The following is a 22,769-nucleotide window of genomic DNA, read 5'->3' as shown; positions in this document are numbered from 1 at the left end:
CTCTTTGCCACAGTTTGCTCCGGACGCCGGGCCGGCGTCCGGAGAATCAGCCCAGCGCCTCGAAGAGGTGGCCCATCCGGTCGCGCTTGGTCCGCAGGTAACGCACGTTCTCCGGGTGCGTCCGCACCGGCAGCTCCTCGCGGCCCAGCACGGTCAGGCCGTAGCCTTCCAGCCCGGCGCGCTTGGCCGGGTTGTTGGTCAGCAGCCGCATCGAGCGCACGCCCAGGTCGTAGAGGATCTGCGCGCCCGTGCCGTAGTCCCGGGCGTCGGCCGGCAGGCCCAGCTCGAGGTTCGCGTCCACCGTGTCCAGGCCGCGATCCTGCAGCTGGTACGCCTGCAGCTTGTGCAACAGCCCGATGCCGCGCCCCTCGTGGCCCCGCATGTAGAGCACGACCCCGCGCCCGGTCTCGGCCACCCGGTCGAGGGCGGCGTCCAGCTGCGGCCCGCAGTCGCAGCGCACCGAGCCGAAGACGTCCCCGGTCAGGCACTCCGAATGCACCCGGACCAGCACGTCCTCGCCGTCGCCGAGATCACCGAAGACCAGCGCCACGTGCTCGGCGCCGGCCACGTCGGTGCGGTAGCCCACGGCGGTGAAGTTCCCGTGCTCGGTCGGCAGCCGGGTCTCGACGACCCGCTCGATCTGGGTCTCGTGCCGGCGCCGGTGGGCGATCAGGTCGGCGATGCTGATCAGCGCCAGGTCGTGGGCCGCCGCGAACCTCTCCAGGTCGGGCATCCGCATCATGGTGCCGTCGTCGTTGACCATCTCGCAGAGCACGCCGGCGGGGCGCAGCCCGGCCAGCACGGCCAGGTCGATCGCGGCCTCGGTGTGGCCGGGGCGGCGCAGCACCCCGCCGGCCTTGGCCCGCAGCGGCACGACGTGCCCGGGCCGGGACAGGTCGGCGGGCTGGGTGTCGGCCGAGGCCAGCAGGCGGATGGTGTGCGCGCGGTCGGCGGCCGAGATGCCGGTGCTGACGCCCTCGCGGGCGTCGACGGTGACGGCGTACGCGGTGCCGCGCCGGTCCTGGTTGGTGTGGAACATCGGCGGGAGGTCGAGCCGGTCGGCCTCCTCCTCGGTCAGCGGCACGCAGATGTAGCCGGAGGTGTACCGCACCATGAACGCGAGCAGCTCCGGCGTGGCGTGCTCGGCCGCGAAGATGAGGTCGCCCTCGTTCTCGCGGTCCTCGTCGTCCACCACGATGACCGGGCGCCCGGCCGCGATGTCCTTGATCGCCCGCTCGATGTCGGATGTCATGACCTGTCCCCCAGCATCTTCTCGACGTACTTGGCGATCACGTCGACCTCGAGGTTGACCGGGTCGCCGACGGTCTTGCCGCCCAGCACGGTGAGCTTGAGCGTGGTGGGGATCAGGCCCACCTCGAAGGTGTCCGCGGTGACCGCCATGACGGTCAGCGACACCCCGTCCACGGTGATCGAGCCCTTCTCCACCACGTACCGCGACAGCTCCGGCGGCAGCGAGAAGCGCAGCACCTCCCACTGGTCGGCGGGCTCCCGGGCGACGATTTGGGCGACACCGTCGACGTGGCCCTGCACCAGGTGGCCGCCGAGCCGGGACCCGACGGTGGCGGCCCGTTCCAGGTTGACCTGGCCGCCCGGCCGCAGCACCCCCAGCGACGAGCGCCGCAGGGTCTCACCCATGACGTCGGCGGTGAAGACGCCGTCGACGTTGTCGATGACGGTCAGGCAGACGCCGTTGACCGAGATCGAGTCGCCGTGCGCGGCGTCGGAGGTGACCAGCGGCCCGCGGACGGCGAGCACCGCCGAGTCGCCCCCCGCGTCGGTGAGGTGGACGACCTCACCCAGTTCCTCGACGATTCCGGTGAACATCAGGCCTCCTTGGCGCGGAGCGATGCGGTGAAGCGCAGGTCGGGTCCGACCCGCGCGATGTCGGTGAGGTCCAGCTCGATGGCCTCGGCGATGGTGGTGACGCCGGCGCCCACCAGCGAGGGCTGGCCGGCGCCGAGCATCTTCGGCGCGATGTAGCCGACGACCTTGTCGACCAGCCCGGCGGCCAGGAACCCGCCGGCCAGGGTGGGGCCGCCCTCCAGCAGCACGGCGCGTACGCCGCGGGCGTACAGCTCGCCCAGCAGGGCGGCCAGGTCGACGCGGCCGTCGGGGCCGGCGCCCACCTCGGCCGCCGTCGCGATCCAGGTCGGTGCGGCCTGGTCGCGGATGCGGGCGGTGACGGGGGTACGCCCGGAGGAGTCCACCACGACCCGCCACGGCTGCTTGATGGCGAGGCTGCCGTCGCGCAGGTCACGGACGGTGAGCTGGGGATCGTCGGCGATGATCGTGCCGACCCCGGCGACGATGGCGTCGACCGAGCTGCGCAGCTTGTGCACGTCGGCGCGGGCGGGCGGCGAGGTGATCCACTGGCTGGTGCCGTCCGCGGCGGCGGAACGCCCGTCCAGGGTGGCCGCGTACTTCCAGGTCACGTACGGCCGGCCGCGGCGCACGGCGGTCAGCCAGGCGACGTTGCCCTCCTCGACCTCGGCCCGGCGTACCCCGGTCTCGACCCGCACCCCGGCCTCGCGCAGCGTCGCGGCGCCGCCGGCCGCGACCGGCGTCGGGTCGTCGACGGCGATGACCACCCGGACGATGCCGGCGTTGATCAGCGCCCGGGCGCAGGGGCCGGTGCGGCCGGTGTGGTTGCAGGGCTCCAGGGTGACCACGGCGGTGCCGCCCCGGGCGCGCTCCCCGGCCTGGGCCAGGGCGACGATCTCGGCGTGCGGGCCGCCCGCGTAGGCGTGGAAGCCCTCGCCGACGACCTCGCCCTCGGCGCTGAGCAGCACGCAGCCAACCACCGGGTTGGGGCTGGTCGTGCCCAGGCCCCGGGCGGCGAGCGCGATCGCGCGGCTCATCGCCTCGTCATCGGAGACCATCGGCGTTCCTCTCCAGGCGCGGTGCGGTCACGCGCGAACGGAGAGGGAAAAAGGGTGCGCAACAGGACACGGGGGGACGCTTCGCGCCGCCCCGGAGAGAGCACGCCGCGACGAGCCCTCATCCTGCTCCGCGCGCTGTCTCCCATCCGGACTGTCTGAGCAGTCGGCACGCATGCCGTCCGCTCAACCGTCGGCCCTGGATTCTCACCAGATCCACCGTCCGCCTTGGTCAGGCGTCCGGGTCGCGGGCTCAGCCCTGCCGGAGCAGGACATCACCGCCGGTTCGGAATTTCACCGAGTCCCGCCAGCGCGTGGTGGGTCACCCCCGAGTCTTGCACGCGGAACGCAACTTGCCACCCGTGGGGCGATCCACGTCACAGGCCCACGCCGGACGACGGATCCTCGGGGTCCTCGGAGTCCGCGCGGCGGCGGTCGATCGCCACGAAGGAGCCGGGCTGGCTCTTGGCGACCTTCTTCATCTCGGAGGCCACCGCGACCACCACGCGGGCGTCCTCGAAGCGGCGGCCCTCCGCGGTGGCCTGCGCCACGCCGATCGAGAGGGTCACCAGCGCGGCCCGCTGCTTGTTGCCGCGCCGGTCGGGCACCTCGATGTAGCCGCGCTGGGCGTCCTCGGGGTCGTAGAGGTGGTCGGCGGCGGTCTCGAAGTCGGTCACCGTGCGCTTGGTCAGCGGCAGGACCTGCTCGGGCGTGCAGATGAACACGAAGTCGTCGCCGCCGATGTGCCCGAGGAAGACCGGCGGGCGTCCCGAGGTGGACACCGCCCGGTGCAGGCTGCCGGCCAGCGCGGTGATGAACTCGTCGCCGCGGTCGAAGCCGTACACGTCGTTGACGCTCTTGAACCGGTCGATGTCGATGTAGCCGACCGCGAAGTCCTTGCCGGTCTTCATCCGGTCCACGATCTCGCGGCGCACCCGGGCGTTGCCGGGCAGCCCGGTCAGCGGGGACACCTCGCGGAACTCCTTGTTGCGCCGCAGCGTCGAGGAGACCCGGGCGATCAGCTCGGCGGTGTCGAACGGCTTGACCAGGTAGTCGTCGACGCCGGCGGTCAGGCCGACCACCTTGTCGACGCTCATCCCCTTGGCGGTGAGCATGATCACCGGCAGGGCCGAGGTGAGCGGCTCGGCGCGCAGCCGGCGGGTCAGCTCGACGCCGTTCATGTTCGGCATCATCCAGTCGACCACCGCCAGGTCGGGACGCCGGCTCTCCATCACCTCGAGGGCGTGCCGGCCGTCGCGGGCCCGCATCACCTCGAAGCCGTGCACCTTGAGGTTGAACGCGACGAAGCTCGCGATGTCCTCGTCGTCGTCGACCACCAGGATCAGGTCGGGGCGCTCCTCCGGCTCGGCGGCGCTCGCGTCGACCTTGTGCCTGACCACGCCGGTGCTCATGCCCGCACCGCCGCCCGCTCGGCCAGCTCCCGCAGCTTGCGGCAGGCCTCGGCCGGGTCCTCGGCGCCGTACACCGCGGTGCCGGCGACGAACGCGTCGGCGCCCGCCGCGGCGGCCTGCTCGATGGTGTCGGCCGCGATGCCGCCGTCGACCTCCAGGCGCACCTGCAGATCCTTGGCCCGGATCCGGCGCCGCACGTCACGCACCTTGTCCAGCATCTCGGGCATGAACCTCTGGCCGCCGAAGCCGGCCTTGATGGTCATGATCAGGACCGTGTCGAGGTACGGCAGCAGCTCCAGATACGGCTCCACGGGCGTGTCCCGGTCGATGGCCAGCCCGGCCTTCGCGCCCGCCGCGCGCAGCGTCTTGGCCAGCGCCACCGGGTTCTCGCAGGCCTCGGCGTGGAACGTGACGTTGTGCGCGCCGGCCTCGGCGTACCCGGGCGCCCAGCGCTCCGGATCGGTGATCATGAGATGCACGTCGAACGGGATCACGGTCGCCCGGCGCAGGCTCTGCACGACCGGCAGGCCGATGGTCAGGTTCGGCACGAAGTGGTTGTCCATGACGTCCACGTGCACCCAGTCCGCGGCCCCTTCGATGGCGTGCACCGCCGCGGCGAGGTGCGCGAAGTCCGCGGCCAGGATGCTGGGGGCGATGATCGGCGATGACTCCACCGGTGAAGTGTATGGCCTGCTTGCCCCGACCCGGGATACTCGGGGGGCGCTCGGGAGGCTGGCATGCGAGGCACGGCGGTCCTGCTGGCGGTGCTGCTCACCGCCGGGTGCTCCGGCGCGCCCCCGGACGGCACCGACGGCGACCTGACCGACGGCTGGCGGCCGCCGCCGTCGCCCGCGCCGTTCCGGCCCGCCGTCGGCCGGTGTCACGAGACGCTGGCGGCGACCGCCTCGCTCGCCGACTACCGGCCGGTGGACTGCGCCGAGCTGCACGTGTCGGAGACGTACCACGTGGGCACCGCGGCCGACGCCGCCGTGGTCCCGGCCGCGGGCAGCGCCGGGGCCCGGGCCGCGTTCCGGGAGTGCTCCGACCGGGCCGCCGACTTCCTGGGCGGATCGTGGCGCACCGCCCGGGTGGCGGTGCAGGTGGTGTGGCCGACCCGGGCGGCCTGGTCGGGCGGCGCGCGCTGGTTCCGCTGCGACGTCACGACCGCGGACCTGGACGGGCGGAGCCGCACCAGCCGGACCGGCAGCCTGGCCGGCGAGCTGGGCCGGGACTCGCCGCTGGAGCTGGGCTGCTTCAACCCCACGGTCGAGGGCGAGACGGTGACGACGATGCGGCCGGTGGCGTGCGACCGGCCGCACCGGGCCGAGTTCGCCGGGCTGTGGCGGGCGCCGGAGATCACGTACGCGGCGCTGGAGTCGGGCACCGAGCGCAGCGCGGCGGCCTGCCGCAGCGTGATCGCCCGGTTCGCGGGGCTGCCGGACGACTCGGAGATGCAGTACCGGACCGGCTGGATCTCCTACAACCCGACCCGCACGGAGTGGCTGTCCGGGGAGCGGCGGGTGCGGTGCTTCGTGTACTTCGCCCAGCGGACCTTCACCCGCTCGCTGAAGGGCGCGGGGCCGGCCGTGCTGCCGGTGGTCTGAGCCGGCCGTCAGAGCTTGCCGGCGCCGCGCCTCTCCTGGATCCGCGCCCGGAAGGACTCGGCGTCGTTGACCCGCGGGAACGGCGCGTCCGGCGCCGGCACGCCCAGGAAGTCGCAGAGCGGCGGCCAGCCCTGGGACACCTCGAACTCGAGCAGCCGCCGCGCCGGGATCGCCCGGCGGACCGCCTCGTTGTGCTCGGTGAACACCCGTACGGCGTGCTCGCGGTCGGCGAACCGGCCGGCGAAGGTGCCCTCCCAGACCACCGACTGGATCATCGACAGCCCGGCGGTCACGGAGTCGTCGCCGGTGCGCGGCGCGTGCCGCGCGGCCTCGAAGATGGTGCCGTACGCGCTGTCGTACCAGCGCTGCGGGTCGCGGACGGTCAGCACCACCTTGGCGTCCGGATGCCGCTCGGTCAGCTCGCGCCAGAAGAAGGCGCCCGGCCAGTCCACCGTGAAGCGGTGCCCGTCGAGCGCCTGGTCCAGGGCCGCCACGTCCCCCTCGGCGGCCCGGCGGAACAGGGTCGCCCGCTCCGGATCGTCCAGCACGGGCAGCATGTGCAGGCACGGCCCCCGGCCCAGCATCTCCAGTGCGATCTTCAGGCTGAGCGTGCCCGTCCGTCCGAATCCGACCCCGATGACATCCATGCCCTTCTTTATACCGGAGCTTGTTGACCGGTCCGGTCCACCCGGGTTCCACCGCGTGACGGCCGCGTCGCTGGGTAAGCGACGGATCGAGCCGAGCCGAGGGAGACGACCATGAACGACGTGACGACGGCCCCGCCGCGCCGCCGGACCTGGCTGAGGGTGTTCCTCACCGGCCTGCTCCTGTGGATCCTCACGGTCGTCGTCACGTTCGCGACCGGCAACCCCAACCTCATCCCCACCCTGGTGCTGCTGGGCAGCTTCCTGGTGCCGGTGTCCTTCGTGGTCTGGGCCTTCGGCCGCCGGCACAGCGGCGAGGTCACCGCGGAGTTGCTGTTCAGCACGTTCGTCACCGGCGGCGTGCTCGGGGTGCTCGCCGCCTCGCTGCTGGAGACGTACCTGCTGCACCCCTCCCCCGGCCTGTTCCTCGGAGTGGGCCTGATCGAGGAGGCCGCGAAGCTGACCGTCCTGATGTTGCTGACGCGCCGGCTGCAGCACAAGTACGCCTTCGACGGCCTCGTCCTGGGCGCATCCGTCGGGTTCGGCTTCGCCGCCTTCGAATCCGCCGGGTACGCCTTCACCGCCCTGTTCACCGAGCAGGGCCTGTCGCTGATGCAGCTGGTCCAGACCGAGCTGCTGCGCGGCCTGCTGGCGCCCGTGGGCCACGGGCTGTGGACGGCCATCCTGGGCGGCGTGCTGTTCTCCGCCAGCGGACGCGAACACTTCGCGGTCACCGGGCGGCTGCTGCTGGCGTACCTGGGAGTGTCCGCCCTGCACGCGCTGTGGGACAGCATGCACAGCATCGCGCTGCTGCTGACCCTGGTCCTGACCGGTACGCCGTACCAGTTCGCCCTGCTGGAGCGCGGCTACGAGCCCGAGCCCAGCGCCGGCCAGACCGACCTGTTCACCGTGCTGTCCTGGGGCGGGCTGATCGTCGTGTCGCTGATCGGCATCGGCTGGCTGCTCGCCGTCCGGCGGCACGCCGACCGGGAGGCGCGCGCCGTCCTCTGGCGCATCCCGGCCCACCGCCTCTGACCGTGCCCCGCCCTCAGCTGGTGCGGCGCAGCACCGCCAGGAACATCGCGTCCGTGCCGTGCCGGTGCGGCCACAGCTGCACCGTCGGGCCCGGCCCCAGCTTCGGCATGCCCGGCGGCAGCAGCGGCCGCGCGTCCACGAAGTCGACCTCCACGCCGCTGCGGCGGGCCCCCTCGGTGACCGTCACCTGGGTCTCCACCATGTGCGGCGAGCAGGTGACATAGGCGACCACGCCGCCCGGGCGCACAGCCCGCAGGGCGGCCACGAGCAGCTCACGCTGCAGGCGGGTCAGCGGCGGCAGATCGGCCGGGGTACGCCGCCAGCGCGACTCCGGCCGCCGGCGCAGCGAGCCCAGCCCGGTGCACGGCGCGTCGACCAGCACCCGGTCGAAGCCCTCCTCCGGCAGGTCCGGGTCGCGCCCCACCTGCCGGCCGTCGGTCGGCAGCACGGTCACCGGCAACCCGGCCGTGGCCTGCTCGACCAGCCGGGCCCGGTGATCGGCGACCTCGACGGCGGTCACCTCGGCGCCCCGCCCCCCGGCGATCGCGCCGAGCAGCCCGGCCTTGCCACCCGGGCCGGCGCACAGGTCGAGCCAGCGGGTGTCCCGCCCCTCGACCGGCGCGGCCAGCAGCGCGGCCGCCACCAGCTGGGAGCCCTCGTCCTGCACGTGGGCGCGGCCCTCGCGGATGGCGGCGAGCTCGCTCGGCGAGCCGCCGTTGAGGTAGACCGCGTACGGCGAGAACGCCCCCGGCACGCCGCCCACCTCGTCGGCCAGCTCCACCGCGTCGGCCCGGCCCGGCCGCGCGCACAGGTGCACGGTGGCCGGCTGGTTGTCCTCGATCAGCAGGCGGGCGGTGTCCTCCAGGTCGCCGCCGAGCGACTCGGCGAACGCCCGGATGATCCACTCGGGGTGGTTGTGCACGACGGCCAGGTTGCCGACCGGGTTCTCGGCGTAGTCGGGGGCGAGCTTGGCCAGCCAGTCGTCGAGTCCGGTGGCCGAGATGGTGCGCATGACCGCGTTGGCGAAGCCGTGGGCGCCGGGCGCGACGGACCGGACCAGGTCGACGGTCTGATTCACCGCGGCGTGCGCGGGCACCCGGGTGAACAGCAGCTGGTAGGCGCCCAGGCGCAACGCGTCCCGGGCCGGCGGGTCGATCCGCGACACCTCGCGGCCGGCCGCGTCCCCGATGATCAGATCGAGGGTGCCCAGGGCGCGCAGGGTGCCGTAGGTCAGCTCGGTCGCGAACGCCGCGTCCCGGCCGTGCAGGCGCATCTCCCGCAGGATCTGCGCCAGCACCAGGTTGGCGTACGCGTCGTCGCGGTGCACGGCCGCGATGGCCTCGTACGCGGCCTGCCGGGCCGGATCCGACGGCGGGCGACCGGCCCGCGGCGCCCGGCCCGAGCGGCTGTCGCGGCCGGATTCCCGGCCCTGGCCGGGGCCGCCGGGGCGGCGCGGTCCGGCGTTGTGCGGCCGATCGGCGCTGTGCCGGCGCTGCCCGGCCTTGTCGTCGTCGCTCATGAAAGGGTCTCCCCCGGGTTGAGGCGCAGGCCACGCGCCCAGTCGGAGGCCGCCATCGGCTTCTTTCCGGCGGCCCGGACCTCGCCCAGGATCACCGGGGTGGTCGCGGTGCCCACCAGCACCTGGGTGCGCTCGACGAGCAGCTCCCCCGGCGCCAGGGGGACGGCGTTGGCCACCGGGCGCACCGGCCCGAGCTTGAGCCGCTCGTCGCGCAGGGTCGTCCAGGCGCCCGGCGCCGGGGTGCACGCCCGGATGCGCCGGTCCACCGCGAACGCCGGGTCGGACCAGCGGACCCGGGCGTCCTCGACGGTGATCTTCGGGGCCAGCGACACGCCGTCGGCGGGCTGCGGGTGCGCCCGGGCGGTGCCCGCCTCGATCGCGTCCAGCACCGCGACCAGCAGGCCGGCGCCCTCGGTGGCCAGCCGGGCGAGCAGGTCACCGGAGGTGTCGGTGGCCCGGATCCGCTCGGTCAGCGTGCCGTACACCGGGCCGGTGTCCATGCCGGCCTCCAGCTCGAACACGCTCGCGCCGGTGACCTCGTCGCCGTGCAGCACGGCGTGCTGCACGGGCGCCGCGCCCCGCCAGGCCGGCAGCAGGGAGAAGTGCAGGTTGACCCAGCCGTGTTTGGGGACCTCCAGCGCGCTCGGCGGGACCAGCGCGCCGTAGGCGACCACCGGTACGCAGTCCGGCGCGAGCTGGCGCAGCCGCTCCTGGAACTCGGGCTCGCGGGGCCGCTGCGGGGTGAGCACCTCGATGCCGCGCTCGTCGGCCCAGGCGCCGGCCGGCGAGCGGACCAGGCGGCGGCCGCGCCCGGCCGGGGCGTCGGGCCGGGTGACGACAGCGATGATCTCGTGGGACGAGGCGGCCAGGGCGTCGAGCGAGGGCAGGGTCACCTCGGGGGTGCCGGCGAAGATCAGGCGCACCGGGTCACCGCCCCAGCCCGAAGATGCCGTGCGGGCTGGTCTTCACCGTCGGCGGGGCGCCGGCGTCGTACCACTCGGCGGCCCGGATCTGCTTCATCGCGTCCTTGCGGGCGGCGGTCTCCAGCCGGTCCAGGAACAGCACCCCGTCGAGGTGGTCGGTCTCGTGCTGCACGCAGCGCGCCATCAGGCCGGTGCCGACCAGCTGCAAGGGGTCGCCGTTCTCGGTGAAGCCCTGGGCGACGACGTGCTGGCGGCGCTTGGTGTCGACGTACACGCCGGGGATGGACAGGCAGCCCTCCGGGCCGTCCTGCTCCTCGTCGTCGGGGAAGCTCAGCACCGGGTTGACGATGTGGCCGAGCACCTCGTCGACGTGGAACGCGAACACCCGCAGACCCACGCCGAGCTGCGGCGCGGCCAGGCCGGCGCCGCCGGAGTCCTGCATCGTCTCGGTGAGGTCCCGGACGAGCCGGCGCAGTTCCTTGTCGAAGTCGACCACGGCGTCGGCCGGCGTACGCAGCACCGGGTCGCCGAACAGACGGATGGGCTGGACGGTCACGCGGGTGCCACTCCTCGACTGCTCACAGAAAATCGCTGATGACGCCTAGTCTACGGAGCCCGCACGCCGCCCTCGCGCCGCCCGGCAGCGGACGATGTCCGGTGCGGCCCAACGCCGGCGTCGGCCTGCTCGTCCTGACGCTCGGCCTGGTGGCCGCGCTCCTCCACCCACCCGTCCGCCGCGCCCACCCTGACCGGCTCCGCCTCGCTGCCGGCCTGACGTTCGTGCCCGGCGGCGAGCCGTCCGGGGCGTCCCGTTCCCGCTGGCCCGGGCCGAGCGCGGCGGACTTCGACGGGAGTCGGTCGTGCGCGACCGCGACGGCTCACTGTGGATCGGCGACGAGTTCGGCGACCGCCGCGGCTCCGGCCCGGTCTTCCGCTTCCCGTTCACCACCATCGAGGACGTGGCGGTGCCCCGTTCGCCGCACCCGGACCCGCGGGTGCTGCCCTAGCCTGGACCGCATGACGACGGAGATCCGGGCGCTCACCGACGCGGACGTCGACGCCGTGGTGCGGCTGTCCCTGCGGGCGTGGGCGCCCGTCTTCGCCTCCTTCGAGCAGGTGCTGGGCGGGGAGATCTACCGCCGCCTCTTCCCGGACTGGACGAGCTCGCAGGCCCGCGACGTGGCCCGGGTGTGCCGCGAGCACGCCGCGACGACCTGGGTGGCCGTGGCCGGCGCGGAGCCGGTGGGCTTCGTCGTGGCGGTGCTCGACCCTGCCTCCGGCGGCGGCGAGCTGGAGATGATCGCGGTGGACCCGGCCCATCAGCGCCGGGGCATCGCCACGGACCTGATCGCCTTCGCCGTCGACCAGCTGCGGGCGGCCGGCGCCCGGCTGGTGGCGATCGGGACCGGCGGCGACCCGGGCCACGCGCCGGCCCGCCGCGCCTACGAAAAGGCCGGTTTCACGGCGCTGCCGCAGGTCAGATACTACAAAGCGGTCTGACGCCGGCGGCGTTAGGCTCGGCCGATGACGTGGTCCACGTACGGATCGTTCCTGGTCTTCGCGGTGCTGCTGGTCCTCATGCCCGGCCCGGACTTCGCGGTGATCACCAAGAACACCCTGGCCGGCGGCCGCCGCCGCGGCTCGTGGAGCGCGGCCGGGGTGGCCAGCTCGAACGCGGTGCAGGGCCTGGCCGCGGCGGCCGGGCTCGGCGCGCTGGTGACCCGCGCCCAGCCGGTGTTCCAGGCGATCAAGTGGGCCGGCATCGCCTACCTGGCGTACCTGGGCGTGCAGGCCCTGCGGTCGGCGCTGGCCGGCCTCTACCCCGACTCGGTGTCGCCCGGCGCGGCGTCGGGCTGGCGGCAGGGCTTCCTGTCGAACATCACCAACCCCAAGGTCCTGGTCTTCTACCTGGCGGTGCTGCCACAGTTCCTCGGCCCGGACGCGCCGCTGGGCGCGCTGCTGGCGCTGGCCCTGAGCCACGCGGCGCTGTCGCTGATGTACCTGCTGCTGGTGGTCCTGGGCATGGCCCGGGCGCGGCGGGTGCTGACCCGGCGGGGCGTGCGCCGGGCCCTCGACGCGGCGACCGCCACCGCGCTGCTGGGCTTCAGCGCCAAGCTGGCCACCGATTAGCGGTCACAGCAGCTCGGCCGGGTCGATCTGGATGCGGACCGGCTGGGTGGACTTCTTCGCGCTGCGTACCGCCGCCGCCTCGTGCAGCGCCCGGGCCAGCGCCGCCGCCCGGCCCCGCGACACCCGCAGCAGCATGCGTTCCTGGTCGTCGGCGGCCGGGACCGGGCCGAGCAGTTCCACGTCGTCGGGCAGCCGGGCCGCGGCCAGGAACTCGGCCACCGCCTCGGCCCGGCCGGTGACGCTGGCCATCCGGGCCGCCGGCGGGAAGCCCAGCTCGCGGCGTTCGGCGAGCTCGCGGGCCGCGAACCAGCCCGGGTCCCAGCGCAGCAACGCCTGCACCGGCGCCAGCGACCCGTCGGCCACGACAACCACCCGGCCGCCGGCCGGACCGGGCCGCGCCAGGGCGGCGGCGGACAGCCAGCGCCGCATCGTCTCCTCGGCGGCCCGCAGATCGGCCCGGGACAGCAGCGCCCACGTGTCGAGCAGCAGCACCGCGCCGTAGCCGCCCTCGGCCACGGGCTCCGCCCCAGGCGTGGCGACAACCACGGCGGCGGTCCCCGGAACGGTGCCGAGAATCTCGTCCCGCCCGGACGTACGCACCGGGAACCCGGGGAACGCCCGGCCGAGCTCCTCGGCCGTCCGCCGGGCGCCGGTCACCGACGCCCGCAGCCGCCGCCCACCGCAGGCCGGACACGCGTAGTCGGCGGCGGCGCGCCCGCACCAGTGACACGCCGGCACGTCCCGGGAACCGGCCAGCCCCAGCGGCCCGGAGCAGTGCGGGCAGCGGGCAGGCGTACGGCACTCGGCACACGCGGTGGACGGCAGATAGCCGCGCCGGGGCACCTGCACCAGCACCGGCGCGCCGGCCTGCAACGCGCCGCGGGCCGCCTGCCAGGCGAGACTGGGCAGCCGGGCGCTGACCGCGCCGGGATCGCGCGCGAGCTGCGGATCGTCACCGGTCGGCGCGATGGCCGGGCTCCGGGCCCGCAGCGTGTCCCGGCCGGCGACGATCTCCTTGGCCCACCCGGTCTCCAGCAACAGCTGGGCCTCCCCCGTACGGGCGAAACCACCGACCAGGGCGGCGCACCCGGCGAGCTGCGCCCGGGTGAGCAACACGTCCCGGGCATGGGGGTACGGCGCCCGCGGCTCGGCGTGCAGGTCGTCCCCGTCGTCCCAGATGACCACGAGACCGAGATCGGCGACGGGCGCGAACATGGCCGCCCGCGTCCCGGCGACCACGGGCACCCGGTGGCGGCTGGCGGCGAGAAACCGCCTGTACCGCTCGGCGGGCCCGGCGGCGGCGTTGAGCGCCACGTGCCTGCCGTCGCCGAGCACCGCGGTCAGCGCCCGGTCGAGTCGCTCCAGATCACGGGCGTCCGCCACGACGACGACCACACCCCGGCCGGCCCGCACGACGGCAGCGGCGGCCTCGGCGATGCGCGCGGGCCAGTCCTCTCCGGGGAGGGCCGACCAGACGGCCCGGGCGGGGCGGGCCTGCTCCAGGGCGTGGAGGTAGGCGGCGCCGGCTGGGTAGATGCCCCAGCCGTGGGGCGGTGTGGGGGTGGTTGGGTCGCCCTTCGGGGAGGGGGCAGTTGCGTCTCCCTCTGGAGAGGGGGCGCTTAGGTCGCTCTCCGGGGAGGGGGCGCTTGCATCCCCCTCCGGGGAGAGAGTGCTTGCATCACCCTCTGGAGAGGGGGCGCTTAGGTGGCCCGCCGGGGAAAGGACGCTTGCATCACCCTCTACAGAAAGGGCTCTCGCATCACCCTCCGCCGAAAAGCCTCTTGCGTCGCCCTCCGCGGAAAGGGCTCTCGCATCACCGTCCGCCGAAAGGGCACTTGCGTCACCCTCCGCGGAGAGGACGCTTGCGTCGCCCACCCGCCGCGGGGCGCCTGCCGCACCCTTCGAGGAGGCAATGGGGGCGGTGGCCGGTGGGTCCGCACCGGGATTTCCGCGTCGGTGGGCGGCTGGGGCCGCCGGTGCCGGAGCGAGGCCGGCTGACCGCGCGGCGACTGCCGATTGATCATGCTGCGAGTCGGCCGGCTGGCCCACCGCCACCGCCCGGCCATCCGGCACGCGGCGATCTACCGCTACCGCTTCGGCACCGCTGTCGCCCCCGGGGGGCCCGCCGGGACCCCCGCTCGGGCGCGTGCCTCGGCGGAGTTCGACCCGGCCGTCCAGCGAGGCGGCGTCAGCCGGCGACTCCACCGAGACACCCGCGTCGGGCCCCTGTCCGGGGAAGTCCACCTCATGAGCGGGCAGGGCCGCCGCGCCCAACCCCACCGGCCCGGACGGCTCTGCAGCCCAGGCCAGCCCAGAGGCCCCCGCCAGCCTGGACGACTCCGCCAGCCCAGACGACCCCTGCGGCCCTGAAGACCCAGCCGGCCCAGACGATCCCGCCAGCCCGGACGACTCCGCCAGCCCAGACAACCCCTGCGGCCCTGAAGACCCAGCCGGCCCAGACGACCCAGCCGGCCCAGACGACCCCACCAGCCCGGACGACTCCGCCAGCCCAGACGACACCTGCGGCCCTGAAGACCCAGCCAGCTCAGACGACCCCGCCAGCCCGGACGACTCCGCCGACCCGGACGATCCCGCCGGCCCGGACAACCTGGGCGATCCTGCGACTCCGGCAGCCGGATCCGGAGGCGGCGGGCTGGCCTGCGCCTCGACCCGCGCGTGGCGTGGTGGCACCGCCAGCCGCAGCACATCCGACAGATTGCCCGCATAGCGATCCGCGACCGCCCGGGCCAGCCGGGCCACCTCCGGATCGAGCACCCGCTCGGGCGAGACCACCTTGTCGAGAAAGGCCAGCTTGCCGCCGTGCGGGCTGGACTCCGCGCGCTCCAGCAGGAAGCCGTTCACCAGCTGGCCGGCGAACCGGACCTTGACCCGCACGCCGGGCTGGGCCGCCTCGTCGTCGGCCGCCGAGACCAGGTAGTCGAACGGGCGGTCGAGGTGCGCCAGTGGCACCTCGACGCTGACCCGCGCGACCGGGAGCCGGGACGCCGGCTCGCGGTCGGGTTTCGGTTTCGCCGCCCTCACCCGCACATTCTGGCGCGCGGGTACGACATCTTCGGCGGCAAACAGCACGGGTGCCGCGACCGAGGTCGCGGCACCCGTTTCCGGCGTTGTCGAGCTCAGGCCGCGGCCGACTTCAGGTCCTGGGCGCGGTCCGTGTTCTCCCACAGCAGCTCGGGCAGCTCGCGGCCGAAGTGGCCGTACGCGGCGGTCTGCTGGTAGATCGGGCGCAGCAGGTCCAGGTCGCGGATGATCGCGGCCGGGCGCAGGTCGAACACCTCGTTGATGGCCTTCTCGATGCGCTCCACCGGCACGTTCTCGGTGCCGAAGGTCTCGACGAACAGCGAGACCGGGTGGGCCTTGCCGATCGCGTACGCGACCTGGGTCTCGCAGCGCTCGGCCAGGCCCGCGGCGACGACGTTCTTGGCCACCCAGCGCATCGCGTACGCCGCCGAGCGGTCCACCTTCGACGGGTCCTTGCCCGAGAACGCGCCGCCGCCGTGCCGGGCGTAGCCGCCGTACGTGTCCACGATGATCTTGCGGCCGGTCAGGCCGGCGTCGCCCATCGGGCCGCCGATCTCGAAGCGGCCGGTCGGGTTGACCAGCAGCCGGTAGTTGTCCACGTCCAGGTCCAGGCCGGCGAGCTCGGGGCCGAGGACGTGTTCGCGGACGTCCGGGGTCAGCAGCGACTCGAGCGAGATGTCGGCCGCGTGCTGCGACGACACCACGACCGTGTCCAGGCGCACCGGGCGCAGGCCGTCGTACTCGATGGTGACCTGGGTCTTGCCGTCCGGGCGCAGGTACGGGATCGTGCCGTCCTTGCGGGCCGTCGACAGCCGGCGGGCCAGGCGGTGGGCCAGCGCGATCGGCAGCGGCATCAGCTCCGGGGTCTCGGAGCAGGCGAAGCCGAACATCATGCCCTGGTCGCCGGCGCCCTGGGCGTCGAGCGCGTGCTCGGAGTTGCCCTCGCGCAGCTCGACCGCGCTGTCCACGCCCTGGGCGATGTCCGGCGACTGGGAGCCGATCGAGACGCTGACGCCGCAGGAGGCGCCGTCGAAGCCCTTCTTGGACGAGTCGTAGCCGATGCCGAGAATGGTCTCGCGCACGATGCTCGGGATGTCCGCGTACGCCTTGGTGGTCACCTCGCCGGCCACGTGCACCTGGCCGGTCGTGATCAGGGTCTCCACCGCGACGCGGCTACGGGGGTCCTGCCCCAGCAGGGCATCGAGAATACCGTCGCTGATCTGGTCAGCGATCTTGTCCGGGTGGCCTTCCGTGACCGACTCGGAGGTGAACAGGCGGCGTGCCACGGTGCTCCTCAGATTTGTCGAAGTTTCGTTCGGCGGCAGTGTAGTCACCGCCGCCGGCCGGACGCTGGCCCGGCCTCAGCCCGTCCCAGTGTCGCCCACCAGGGCGGCGAGGCGACTGACGACCTCGTCCCATATCGCATCGGCCACATCGTCTTTGGGGAGTTCCCCGAGCGCTGTGGTGCTGCCGTCCGCGCCGAGGATCGTGACCGTGTTGCGGTCCGCCCCGAAGACCAGGTCGGCGCCCACCTCGTTAACGACGATCAGGTCCGCGCGTTTGCGCACCAGTTTGCCGCGGGCGTTCTCCAGCGCGTCGTGGGTCTCCGCGGCGAACGCCACCAGCAGCTGACCAGGGCGTTTGGCGGCGCCCAGCTCGGCGGCGATGTCCGGGTTGGTGACCAGCTCGATCGTCGGCGCCGTACCCCCGTCGGTCTTTTTGATCTTCCGGCCGGCGACCGTGGCCGGCCGGAAGTCGGCCGGCGCGGCCGCCATCACCACCACGTCGGCGGCCGCGGCGGCCTCCACCGTGGCCTTGCGGAGCTCCTCGGTCGTGCCGACGCGGACCACGTCGGCGCCCGCCGGGTCGGCCAGAGTGACGTTCGCCGCAATCAGCGTGACGCGCGCGCCGCGGGCGACCGCCGAGCGGGCCAGCGCGTAGCCCTGCTTGCCCGACGAGCGGTTGCCGAGGAACCGCACCGGGTCCAGCGGCTCACGCGTGCCACCTGCGGTGACGACCACCCGGCGGCCGGCCAGGTCGGTCTCCGCCGGCGCGCCGCGGCGCAGCACGCGCAGCGCGGTGGCGAAGATCTGCGCCGGGTCGGGCAGCCGGCCCTTGCCGGTGTCGGCGCCCGTGAGCCGGCCCACAGCCGGCTCGATGACGACCGCGCCGCGCGCCCGCAGGGTCGCGACGTTGGCCCGCGTGGCCGGGTTCTCCCACATCTCGGTGTGCATGGCCGGCGCGTAGACCACCGGGCAGGTCGCGGTGAGCAGGGTGTTGGTGAGCAGGTCGTCGGCGAGGCCGTGGGCGGCCCGGGCGAGCAGGTCGGCGGTCGCGGGCGCCACCACGACCAGCTCGGCCTGCCGGCCGATGCGCACGTGGGGCACCTCGTGCACGTCGTCCCAGACCTCGGCGGTCACCGGGCGGCCGGACAGCGCGGCCCAGGTGGGCGCGCCGACGAACGTGAGCGCCGACGCGGTGGGCACGACACGGACGCCGTGACCCGACTCGGTGAACAACCGCAGCAGCTCACAGGCCTTGTACGCGGCGATCCCGCCGCAGACGCCGAGCACTACCTCGGGCATGGCACACCCCCGTCAGCGAAAAACCCGCGCCCGCAGTGAGCGGACGCGGGTGCACGGCGAAGCAGCGGATCAGGGATTGTCGGTCGCCTCGGCGGTCAGCAGACCGGCGTTGATCTCGCGCATCGCGATCGACAGGGGCTTCTCCTGCGGAGTGGTCTCGACCAGCGGGCCGACGTACTCCAGCAGGCCCTCGCCGAGCTGGCTGTAGTAGGCGTTGACCTGGCGGGCGCGCTTGGCCGCGAAGATCACCAGCGAGTACTTCGACGAGGTCTTGTCGAGCAGCTCGTCGATCGGCGGGTTGGTGATGCCTTCGGGGTTGGCGATGGTTCCCACAGTGATGTACTTCCTTAATTCTCAGCTAGACACCGGCGGCTGAGCGGGAGTCAGAAACGACGAACCGAGCAATCCTACCAGCTCGTCGGCGGCCCGCTCGACGAAGTCGTTGACCACGGTGCGGTCGAACTCCTTCTCGGCGGCCAGCTCCTCGTCGGCGTGGGCCAGGCGGCGCCGGATGGTGTCCTCGTCGTCGGTGCCGCGCCCGATCAGCCGGCGCCGGAGCTCGTCGACGCTGGGCGGGGCCAGGAAGACGAGCTGCGCGTCGGGCATCGTGGCCCGCACCTGGCGGGCCCCCTGCAAGTCGATCTTCAGCAGCACCGGCCGGCCCTGGGCCAGCCAGCCCTCGACCTGGGCCCGCGGCGTGCCGTAGAGGTTGCCGGCGAACTCGGCCCACTCGAGCAGCTGGTCGCCGTCGACCAGGCGTTGGAACTCCGACCGGGTGACGAAGTGGTAGTGCTCGCCGTCGGTCTCGTAGTCGCGCTTCTTGCGGGTGGTCACCGAAACCGACAGCTTGATCCATGGCGAGCGCGCCCGGATCAGCTCGATCACGCTGTCCTTGCCCACCCCCGAGGGGCCGGACAGGACGGTGAGTCGGGCCGCCGGGCGCGCGTCGTCATCCATGCTCACAGGCTCATTCAACACGAGCCGGTGAGTCAGTTCGCAGCGAACTCCCCCAGGAGGGCCTTACGCTGCTGCTCGCCGAGGCCACGAAGGCGACGGCTGTCAGCGATCTTGAGCTTCTCCATGATCTGGGTCGCCCGGATCTTGCCGATGCCCGGCAGCGCCTGGAGCACGGCCGAAACCTTCAGCTTGCCGACGACGTCGTCGCCTTCCGCCCGGTCGAGCACGGCGGCGAGGGTGGTCTTGCCAGACTTGAGCTGATCCTTCAGCTCGGCCCGGGCCTTGCGAATCTCCGCGGCCTTCTCCAGCGCGGCTTTACGCTGCTCGGGGCTTAGTTGCGGGAGCGGCACCAGTTCTCCTCAGGTCCCTATCGCACCGGTAGTCCAATACCGGCACTCTGTGAAACGTGGTGTGCCAGGGAACCAAAGGGGCATGTGGTTCCCGGCGCCGGGAAAACTAGCGGTCAACGGCGGTTTCGGCAACGTGGGGGTACCCCTGCGCCGGGCCGGGGCAGGCCTGCTAGGCAGGCCGTTTCACCCGATCACGGCGCTACAGGCGGTCACGGCGCGGTCCGCGGCGGCCCGCAGGGAGGCCACCTCGGGGCCCGCGCCGAGAACCTCGCGTGAGTACGACGGCAGCACGTTCCGCAGGCTCTCGCCGAAGATCCGGCGCAGATCGGCGGGGCTCCCACCCTGCGCTCCGAGCCCCGGAGCGAGCAGCGGGCCGTTGACCTTCGACAGGTCGTGGCCGGTCTCGCCGATGGTCGCGCCGACCACCAGCCCGAGGCTGCCGAGCGGGTCCGCACCCGCGTTGACCTGGGAAATCTCATCGATCACGGTTTGCGCGACGGTCCGGCCGTCGGCGCCGACGGCGTGCTGGACGGCCACTCCCTCGGGGTTGGAGGTCAGCGCGAGCACGAAAACGCCGCCGCCGTGGGCGGCCGCCATGTCGAACGCGGGACGCAAAGAGCCGACTCCGAGAAAGGGACTCACAGTGATCGCGTCAGCACATAGAGCACTGTCCGGATTGAGGTAAGCGTCGGCGTACGCGGCCATCGTCGAGCCGATGTCGCCGCGCTTCACGTCCAGCAGCACCAGCGCCCCGGCCTCGCGTGACTGTCGGATAATTGACTCAAGAACGGCGATGCCGCGTGACCCAAATCTCTCGAAGAAGGCCGACTGCGGCTTGAGCACGGCGACCCGATCGGCCAGTGCCTCGACGACCGTACGGGCGAAGCGTTCCAGGCCGGCGACGTCGTCGGACAGGCCCCACCGGGCGAGCAGGGCGGCGTGCGGATCGATGCCCACGCACAGCGGCCCACGCTGCGCGGTGGCGCGGTGCAGCCGGCTTCCGAAGGACTCCATGGGTCGTTCTCACTTCCGTGTCAGGTGGCGGACACCGCGGCGGCGATTCCTCGGGTAATGCGGGCGACATCGGCGTCGTCGGCGACGTACGGCGGCATCGTGTAGATCAGGTCCCGGAACGGCCGCAGCCAGACCCCCGCGGCCACGGCGGCGGCGGTCGCCGCGGCCACGTCGACCTCGTGATCGAGCTGCACCACGCCGATGGCGCCCAGCACGCGGACGTCACTGACGCCGGGAGCGGCCCGCAGCGGCTCGAGACCGGCCCGCAGGCCCTTCTCGATGGTCCCGACGCGGGTGCGCCAGTCCTGGGCGCGCAGGAGGCCGATGGAGGCGTTGGCGACGGCGCAGGCCAGGGGGTTGCCCATGAAGGTCGGCCCGTGCGCCAGCCCCCCGGCGCTGCCCGCGGAGACGGCCTCGGCCACCGCGGCGGTGCACAGGGTCGCGGCCAGGGTCAGGTAGCCCCCGGTGAGGGCCTTGCCCAGGCACAGGATGTCGGGGGTCACCCCGGCGTGGTGGGCGGCGAAGAGCTCACCGGTACGGCCGAAGCCGGTCGCGATCTCGTCGAAGATCAGCAGCACGCCGTGCGCCGCGGTCACCTCGCGCAGCACCCGCAGGTATTCCGGATGGTGGAAACGCATGCCGCCGGCGCCCTGCACCACCGGCTCGACGATGACCGCGGCCAGCTCGCCGGCGTGTCGCTCGACCAGGTCGCTGAGCTCGGCGGCGTACGCCGGGTCGTAATCCGCCGGCGGCGGGCCCGCGAAGACCTGGGCGGGCAGCACCCCGGTCCAGAGCTGGTGCATTCCCCCGACCGGGTCGCAGACGCTCATCGGATGGAACGTGTCGCCGTGGTACCCGCCGCGCCAGGTGGCGAGCCGGCGCCGGCCCGGGTGGCCGCGGGCCGGCTGGGCCTGGAGGGCCATCTTGATGGCGACCTCGACGCCCACGGAGCCGGAGTCGCACAGGAAGACGTGCTCGAGGCCGTCCGGGGTCAGCTCGACCAGCGTGGTGGCCAGCTCGACGGCCGGCGCGTGGGTGAGCCCGCCGAACATGACGTGGCTCATCCGGCCGGCCTGCTCGGCCAGCGCGGCGTCCAGCACCGGGTGCCGGTAGCCGTGGATGGCCGCCCACCACGAAGACATGCCGTCGACCAGCTCCCGCCCGTCGGCCAGCCGCAGGCGGACGCCCTGGGCGCTGTCGACGACGTAGGGCTCGCTGCGGCCGGGCATCGGGCCGTAGGGGTGCCAGACGTGGGCGCGGTCCAGGGCCAGGAGTTCCGCCCGGTCGCGGCCGGCCGGGCCGGTCAAGACCGGCCCCGCGGGCCGCCCGCCGACCGCCCGCACACGGCGGCCCGACCGGCGGGCCAGACTGCCGCAGCGGCCGGGCCGGCGGGCCAGGATGCCGTGGCGGCCCGACCGGCGCGCCAGGATGCCGCAGGAGCCGGGCCGACGGGCCAGGATGCCGCGGCGGCCCAACCAACGGGCCAGGATGCTGCGGCGGCCGGGCCCGGGCCCGGGCGACCGATCAGATCCGCGCCGGCGGGCGGGGACGGACAGACCTCCCTCCCGCGGCCGGCGGCTCCGGGCGGCCCTACGGCCCGAGCCCCGCCCAGGGTCACGGCCTGGCCTTCTCCCCGGCGGTCGCGTAGGCCTTCGCGGCGGCCCGGACCAGCGCCGGCCCGCGGTAGATGAAACCCGTGTAGAGCTGCACCAGCGCCGCCCCCGCGTCGAACATCCGGGCCGCGTCGTCCGCGTCGAGGATCCCGCCGACGCCGATGATCGGCAGCCGGCCGCCCGTCTCCTCGTGGACGAAGTGGACGATCTTGCGGGCCCGCTCGGTCAGCGGCCGCCCGGAGAGCCCGCCCGCCTCCGCGGCCCGCGGCTGGTCGGCCGCCGCCAGCCCGTCGCGGGCCAGCGTGGTGTTGGTCGCGATGACGCCCGCCGCGCCCGCCGCCAGGCAGACCTCCAGCAGCTCGGCGATGGCCGGCTCGGTCAGGTCCGGGGCGATCTTCACCAGCACCGGCTTGCCGCCGACCAGCGCACCGAGCAGCGCCGCCAGCGCCGACCGGTCCTGCAGCGTGCGCAGGCCGGGCGTGTTGGGCGACGACACGTTGACCGCGATGTAGTCCGCGTACGGGTGCAGCAGGCGGTAGGAGGTCAGGTAGTCCTCCACCGCCTCCTCCAGCGGCGTCACCTTGGACTTGCCCAGCGAGATCCCCAGCGGCACGCCCAGCGGGCCCAGCTCGGCCAGGCGGGCGGCCAGCGCCGCCGCGCCCGCGTTGTTGAAGCCCATCCGGTTGATCACGGCCTCGCTGTCGCGCAGCCGGAACAGCCGGGGCTGGTCGTTGCCGGGCTGCGGCTTCGCGGTGACCGTGCCCACCTCGACGAAGCCGAAGCCCAGCGCGGGCCAGGCCGGCAGGGCCACCCCGTTCTTGTCCATGCCGGCGGCCAGCCCCACCGGGTTGGGGAAGCGCACGCCGAACGCCTCGACGGGCGCCGGCACCGCGTAGCGGCTGCGCAGCAGGGCGCGCGGGCGGGCGCCGAGCGACGCCAGCCGCTCCAGCGTGAACTCGTGCGCCTTCTCGGCGTCACCGCCGCCCAGCCGGAAGAGAACCGGCCGGACCGCGCTGGTGAACAGGCTCACCCCCGCACCTCCGC

General features: G+C 73.8%; 22 protein-coding genes, 2 pseudogenes and 1 riboswitch. Of the genes and pseudogenes, 5 read left to right on the top strand and 19 right to left on the bottom strand.

Translation table 11 applies throughout. The features are described from left to right. Positions 1-46 precede the first annotated feature (46 nt). The 5 genes from Ani05nite_RS09575 to rpe form a co-directional block, all read right to left on the bottom strand. Complete coding sequence (locus Ani05nite_RS09575) at positions 47-1,252, bottom strand: bifunctional 3,4-dihydroxy-2-butanone-4-phosphate synthase/GTP cyclohydrolase II (protein WP_203766909.1); 1,206 nt, start codon at positions 1,250-1,252, stop codon at positions 47-49. Then, positions 1,249-1,845 (bottom strand): riboflavin synthase, encoded by a 597-nt coding sequence (locus Ani05nite_RS09570; RefSeq protein WP_203766908.1) that lies wholly within the window; start codon positions 1,843-1,845, stop codon positions 1,249-1,251. Before Ani05nite_RS09570 ends, Ani05nite_RS09575 begins: the two co-directional genes overlap by 4 nt. Beyond that, the gene (gene ribD, locus Ani05nite_RS09565; RefSeq protein ID WP_203766906.1) at positions 1,845-2,900 is read right to left on the bottom strand and encodes a bifunctional diaminohydroxyphosphoribosylaminopyrimidine deaminase/5-amino-6-(5-phosphoribosylamino)uracil reductase RibD; all 1,056 of its coding nucleotides are present in this window, start codon (positions 2,898-2,900) and stop codon (positions 1,845-1,847) included. The genes Ani05nite_RS09570 and ribD overlap by 1 nt, the downstream gene beginning before the upstream one ends. Before the next feature lie 130 nt (positions 2,901-3,030). After that, positions 3,031-3,213: riboswitch (FMN riboswitch) on the bottom strand. A 61-nt stretch (positions 3,214-3,274) separates the two neighbouring features. Beyond that, a complete protein-coding gene (locus tag Ani05nite_RS09560) occupies positions 3,275-4,309 on the bottom strand; it encodes a GGDEF domain-containing response regulator (RefSeq protein WP_203766905.1) in 1,035 nt (344 codons plus the stop codon). Beyond that, entirely contained in the window at positions 4,306-4,983 is a 678-nt protein-coding gene (gene rpe, locus Ani05nite_RS09555; RefSeq protein WP_203766904.1) for a ribulose-phosphate 3-epimerase, read from the bottom strand. Before rpe ends, Ani05nite_RS09560 begins: the two co-directional genes overlap by 4 nt. Before the next feature lie 63 nt (positions 4,984-5,046). Between rpe and Ani05nite_RS09550 the strand changes: the two genes are divergently transcribed. After that, entirely contained in the window at positions 5,047-5,913 is an 867-nt protein-coding gene (locus Ani05nite_RS09550; RefSeq protein WP_203766903.1) for a septum formation family protein, read from the top strand. 8 nt (positions 5,914-5,921) lie between these two features. Here Ani05nite_RS09550 and Ani05nite_RS09545 read toward each other — a convergent pair whose 3' ends face one another. Continuing rightward, a complete protein-coding gene (locus Ani05nite_RS09545) occupies positions 5,922-6,560 on the bottom strand; it encodes a sulfotransferase family protein (protein WP_203766902.1) in 639 nt (212 codons plus the stop codon). Between the two features lie 111 nt (positions 6,561-6,671). Here Ani05nite_RS09545 and Ani05nite_RS09540 point away from each other — a divergent pair, with 111 nt between their 5' ends. Beyond that, complete coding sequence (locus Ani05nite_RS09540; protein ID WP_203766901.1) at positions 6,672-7,592, top strand: PrsW family intramembrane metalloprotease; 921 nt, start codon at positions 6,672-6,674, stop codon at positions 7,590-7,592. Between the two features lie 13 nt (positions 7,593-7,605). Here Ani05nite_RS09540 and Ani05nite_RS09535 read toward each other — a convergent pair whose 3' ends face one another. From Ani05nite_RS09535 to def, 3 genes are read right to left on the bottom strand one after another with little or no spacing between them, the layout of a single operon-like run. Beyond that, complete coding sequence (locus Ani05nite_RS09535; RefSeq protein WP_203766899.1) at positions 7,606-9,111, bottom strand: RsmB/NOP family class I SAM-dependent RNA methyltransferase; 1,506 nt, start codon at positions 9,109-9,111, stop codon at positions 7,606-7,608. Next, positions 9,108-10,034, bottom strand: a complete 927-nt coding sequence (gene fmt / locus Ani05nite_RS09530; RefSeq protein WP_203766898.1) for a methionyl-tRNA formyltransferase — start codon at positions 10,032-10,034, stop codon at positions 9,108-9,110. The genes Ani05nite_RS09535 and fmt overlap by 4 nt, the downstream gene beginning before the upstream one ends. Positions 10,035-10,038: 4 nt before the next feature. Then, complete coding sequence (def, locus tag Ani05nite_RS09525; RefSeq protein WP_203766896.1) at positions 10,039-10,590, bottom strand: peptide deformylase; 552 nt, start codon at positions 10,588-10,590, stop codon at positions 10,039-10,041. A gap of 304 nt (positions 10,591-10,894) precedes the next feature. Here def and Ani05nite_RS09520 point away from each other — a divergent pair, with 304 nt between their 5' ends. The 3 genes from Ani05nite_RS09520 to Ani05nite_RS09510 are packed head-to-tail and all read left to right on the top strand — an operon-like array spanning position 10,895 to position 12,164. Further along, positions 10,895-11,041 (top strand): hypothetical protein, encoded by a 147-nt coding sequence (locus tag Ani05nite_RS09520; RefSeq protein ID WP_203766893.1) that lies wholly within the window; start codon positions 10,895-10,897, stop codon positions 11,039-11,041. Positions 11,042-11,051: 10 nt separating this feature from the next. Beyond that, a complete protein-coding gene (locus Ani05nite_RS09515) occupies positions 11,052-11,534 on the top strand; it encodes a GNAT family N-acetyltransferase (protein WP_203766891.1) in 483 nt (160 codons plus the stop codon). A 24-nt stretch (positions 11,535-11,558) separates the two neighbouring features. Then, complete coding sequence (locus Ani05nite_RS09510) at positions 11,559-12,164, top strand: LysE family translocator (RefSeq protein WP_203766890.1); 606 nt, start codon at positions 11,559-11,561, stop codon at positions 12,162-12,164. Positions 12,165-12,167: 3 nt separating this feature from the next. Here Ani05nite_RS09510 and Ani05nite_RS09505 read toward each other — a convergent pair. The 10 genes and pseudogenes from Ani05nite_RS09505 to Ani05nite_RS09460 all read right to left on the bottom strand — a co-directional run. Beyond that, positions 12,168-13,709 (bottom strand): annotated as a pseudogene (locus Ani05nite_RS09505) (primosomal protein N'); the annotation flags it as partial. A gap of 1,035 nt (positions 13,710-14,744) precedes the next feature. Beyond that, positions 14,745-15,134 (bottom strand): annotated as a pseudogene (locus Ani05nite_RS09500) (primosomal protein N' family DNA-binding protein); the annotation flags it as partial. A gap of 167 nt (positions 15,135-15,301) precedes the next feature. Then, on the bottom strand, positions 15,302-16,492 hold the full coding sequence (gene metK, locus Ani05nite_RS09495; RefSeq protein WP_203766888.1) for a methionine adenosyltransferase: 1,191 nt from the start codon (positions 16,490-16,492) through the stop codon (positions 15,302-15,304). Positions 16,493-16,567: 75 nt separating this feature from the next. Then, positions 16,568-17,791 (bottom strand): bifunctional phosphopantothenoylcysteine decarboxylase/phosphopantothenate--cysteine ligase CoaBC, encoded by a 1,224-nt coding sequence (gene coaBC, locus Ani05nite_RS09490; RefSeq protein ID WP_203766886.1) that lies wholly within the window; start codon positions 17,789-17,791, stop codon positions 16,568-16,570. 69 nt (positions 17,792-17,860) lie between these two features. After that, the gene (rpoZ, locus tag Ani05nite_RS09485) at positions 17,861-18,124 is read right to left on the bottom strand and encodes a DNA-directed RNA polymerase subunit omega (RefSeq protein ID WP_015623990.1); all 264 of its coding nucleotides are present in this window, start codon (positions 18,122-18,124) and stop codon (positions 17,861-17,863) included. 21 nt (positions 18,125-18,145) lie between these two features. Next, on the bottom strand, positions 18,146-18,748 hold the full coding sequence (gene gmk, locus Ani05nite_RS09480; protein ID WP_203766884.1) for a guanylate kinase: 603 nt from the start codon (positions 18,746-18,748) through the stop codon (positions 18,146-18,148). Positions 18,749-18,780: 32 nt separating this feature from the next. Then, positions 18,781-19,098, bottom strand: a complete 318-nt coding sequence (gene mihF / locus Ani05nite_RS09475) for an integration host factor, actinobacterial type (protein ID WP_125806289.1) — start codon at positions 19,096-19,098, stop codon at positions 18,781-18,783. 183 nt (positions 19,099-19,281) lie between these two features. After that, positions 19,282-20,112 (bottom strand): orotidine-5'-phosphate decarboxylase, encoded by an 831-nt coding sequence (pyrF, locus tag Ani05nite_RS09470; protein WP_203766882.1) that lies wholly within the window; start codon positions 20,110-20,112, stop codon positions 19,282-19,284. A 20-nt stretch (positions 20,113-20,132) separates the two neighbouring features. Then, positions 20,133-21,419, bottom strand: a complete 1,287-nt coding sequence (locus Ani05nite_RS09465) for an adenosylmethionine--8-amino-7-oxononanoate transaminase (protein WP_203766880.1) — start codon at positions 21,417-21,419, stop codon at positions 20,133-20,135. Positions 21,420-21,726: 307 nt separating this feature from the next. Then, positions 21,727-22,755: a quinone-dependent dihydroorotate dehydrogenase gene (locus tag Ani05nite_RS09460; RefSeq protein ID WP_203766879.1), complete on the bottom strand. Its 1,029-nt coding sequence runs from the start codon at positions 22,753-22,755 to the stop codon at positions 21,727-21,729. Positions 22,756-22,769 lie beyond the last annotated feature (14 nt).

The organism is Actinoplanes nipponensis, assembly GCF_016862275.1.
Taxonomy (GTDB): domain Bacteria; phylum Actinomycetota; class Actinomycetes; order Mycobacteriales; family Micromonosporaceae; genus Actinoplanes; species Actinoplanes nipponensis.
The sequence above is the reverse complement of the archived record's forward strand: the minus strand, read 5'-3'. Positions and strand labels throughout refer to the sequence as shown.

Coding starts and splice junctions, on each gene's coding strand:
- ribD (WP_203766906.1), bottom strand. CDS start 2,900: ATGGTCTCCGATGACGAGGCGATGAGCCGCGCGATCGCGCTCGCCGCC.
- Ani05nite_RS09570 (WP_203766908.1), bottom strand. CDS start 1,845: ATGTTCACCGGAATCGTCGAGGAACTGGGTGAGGTCGTCCACCTCACC.
- Ani05nite_RS09540 (WP_203766901.1), top strand. CDS start 6,672: ATGAACGACGTGACGACGGCCCCGCCGCGCCGCCGGACCTGGCTGAGG.
- Ani05nite_RS09515 (WP_203766891.1), top strand. CDS start 11,052: ATGACGACGGAGATCCGGGCGCTCACCGACGCGGACGTCGACGCCGTG.
- coaBC (WP_203766886.1), bottom strand. CDS start 17,791: ATGCCCGAGGTAGTGCTCGGCGTCTGCGGCGGGATCGCCGCGTACAAG.
- Ani05nite_RS09510 (WP_203766890.1), top strand. CDS start 11,559: ATGACGTGGTCCACGTACGGATCGTTCCTGGTCTTCGCGGTGCTGCTG.
- Ani05nite_RS09560 (WP_203766905.1), bottom strand. CDS start 4,309: ATGAGCACCGGCGTGGTCAGGCACAAGGTCGACGCGAGCGCCGCCGAG.
- Ani05nite_RS09545 (WP_203766902.1), bottom strand. CDS start 6,560: ATGGATGTCATCGGGGTCGGATTCGGACGGACGGGCACGCTCAGCCTG.
- pyrF (WP_203766882.1), bottom strand. CDS start 20,112: ATGGAGTCCTTCGGAAGCCGGCTGCACCGCGCCACCGCGCAGCGTGGG.
- Ani05nite_RS09535 (WP_203766899.1), bottom strand. CDS start 9,111: ATGAGCGACGACGACAAGGCCGGGCAGCGCCGGCACAGCGCCGATCGG.
- Ani05nite_RS09550 (WP_203766903.1), top strand. CDS start 5,047: ATGCGAGGCACGGCGGTCCTGCTGGCGGTGCTGCTCACCGCCGGGTGC.
- Ani05nite_RS09575 (WP_203766909.1), bottom strand. CDS start 1,252: ATGACATCCGACATCGAGCGGGCGATCAAGGACATCGCGGCCGGGCGC.
- gmk (WP_203766884.1), bottom strand. CDS start 18,748: ATGGATGACGACGCGCGCCCGGCGGCCCGACTCACCGTCCTGTCCGGC.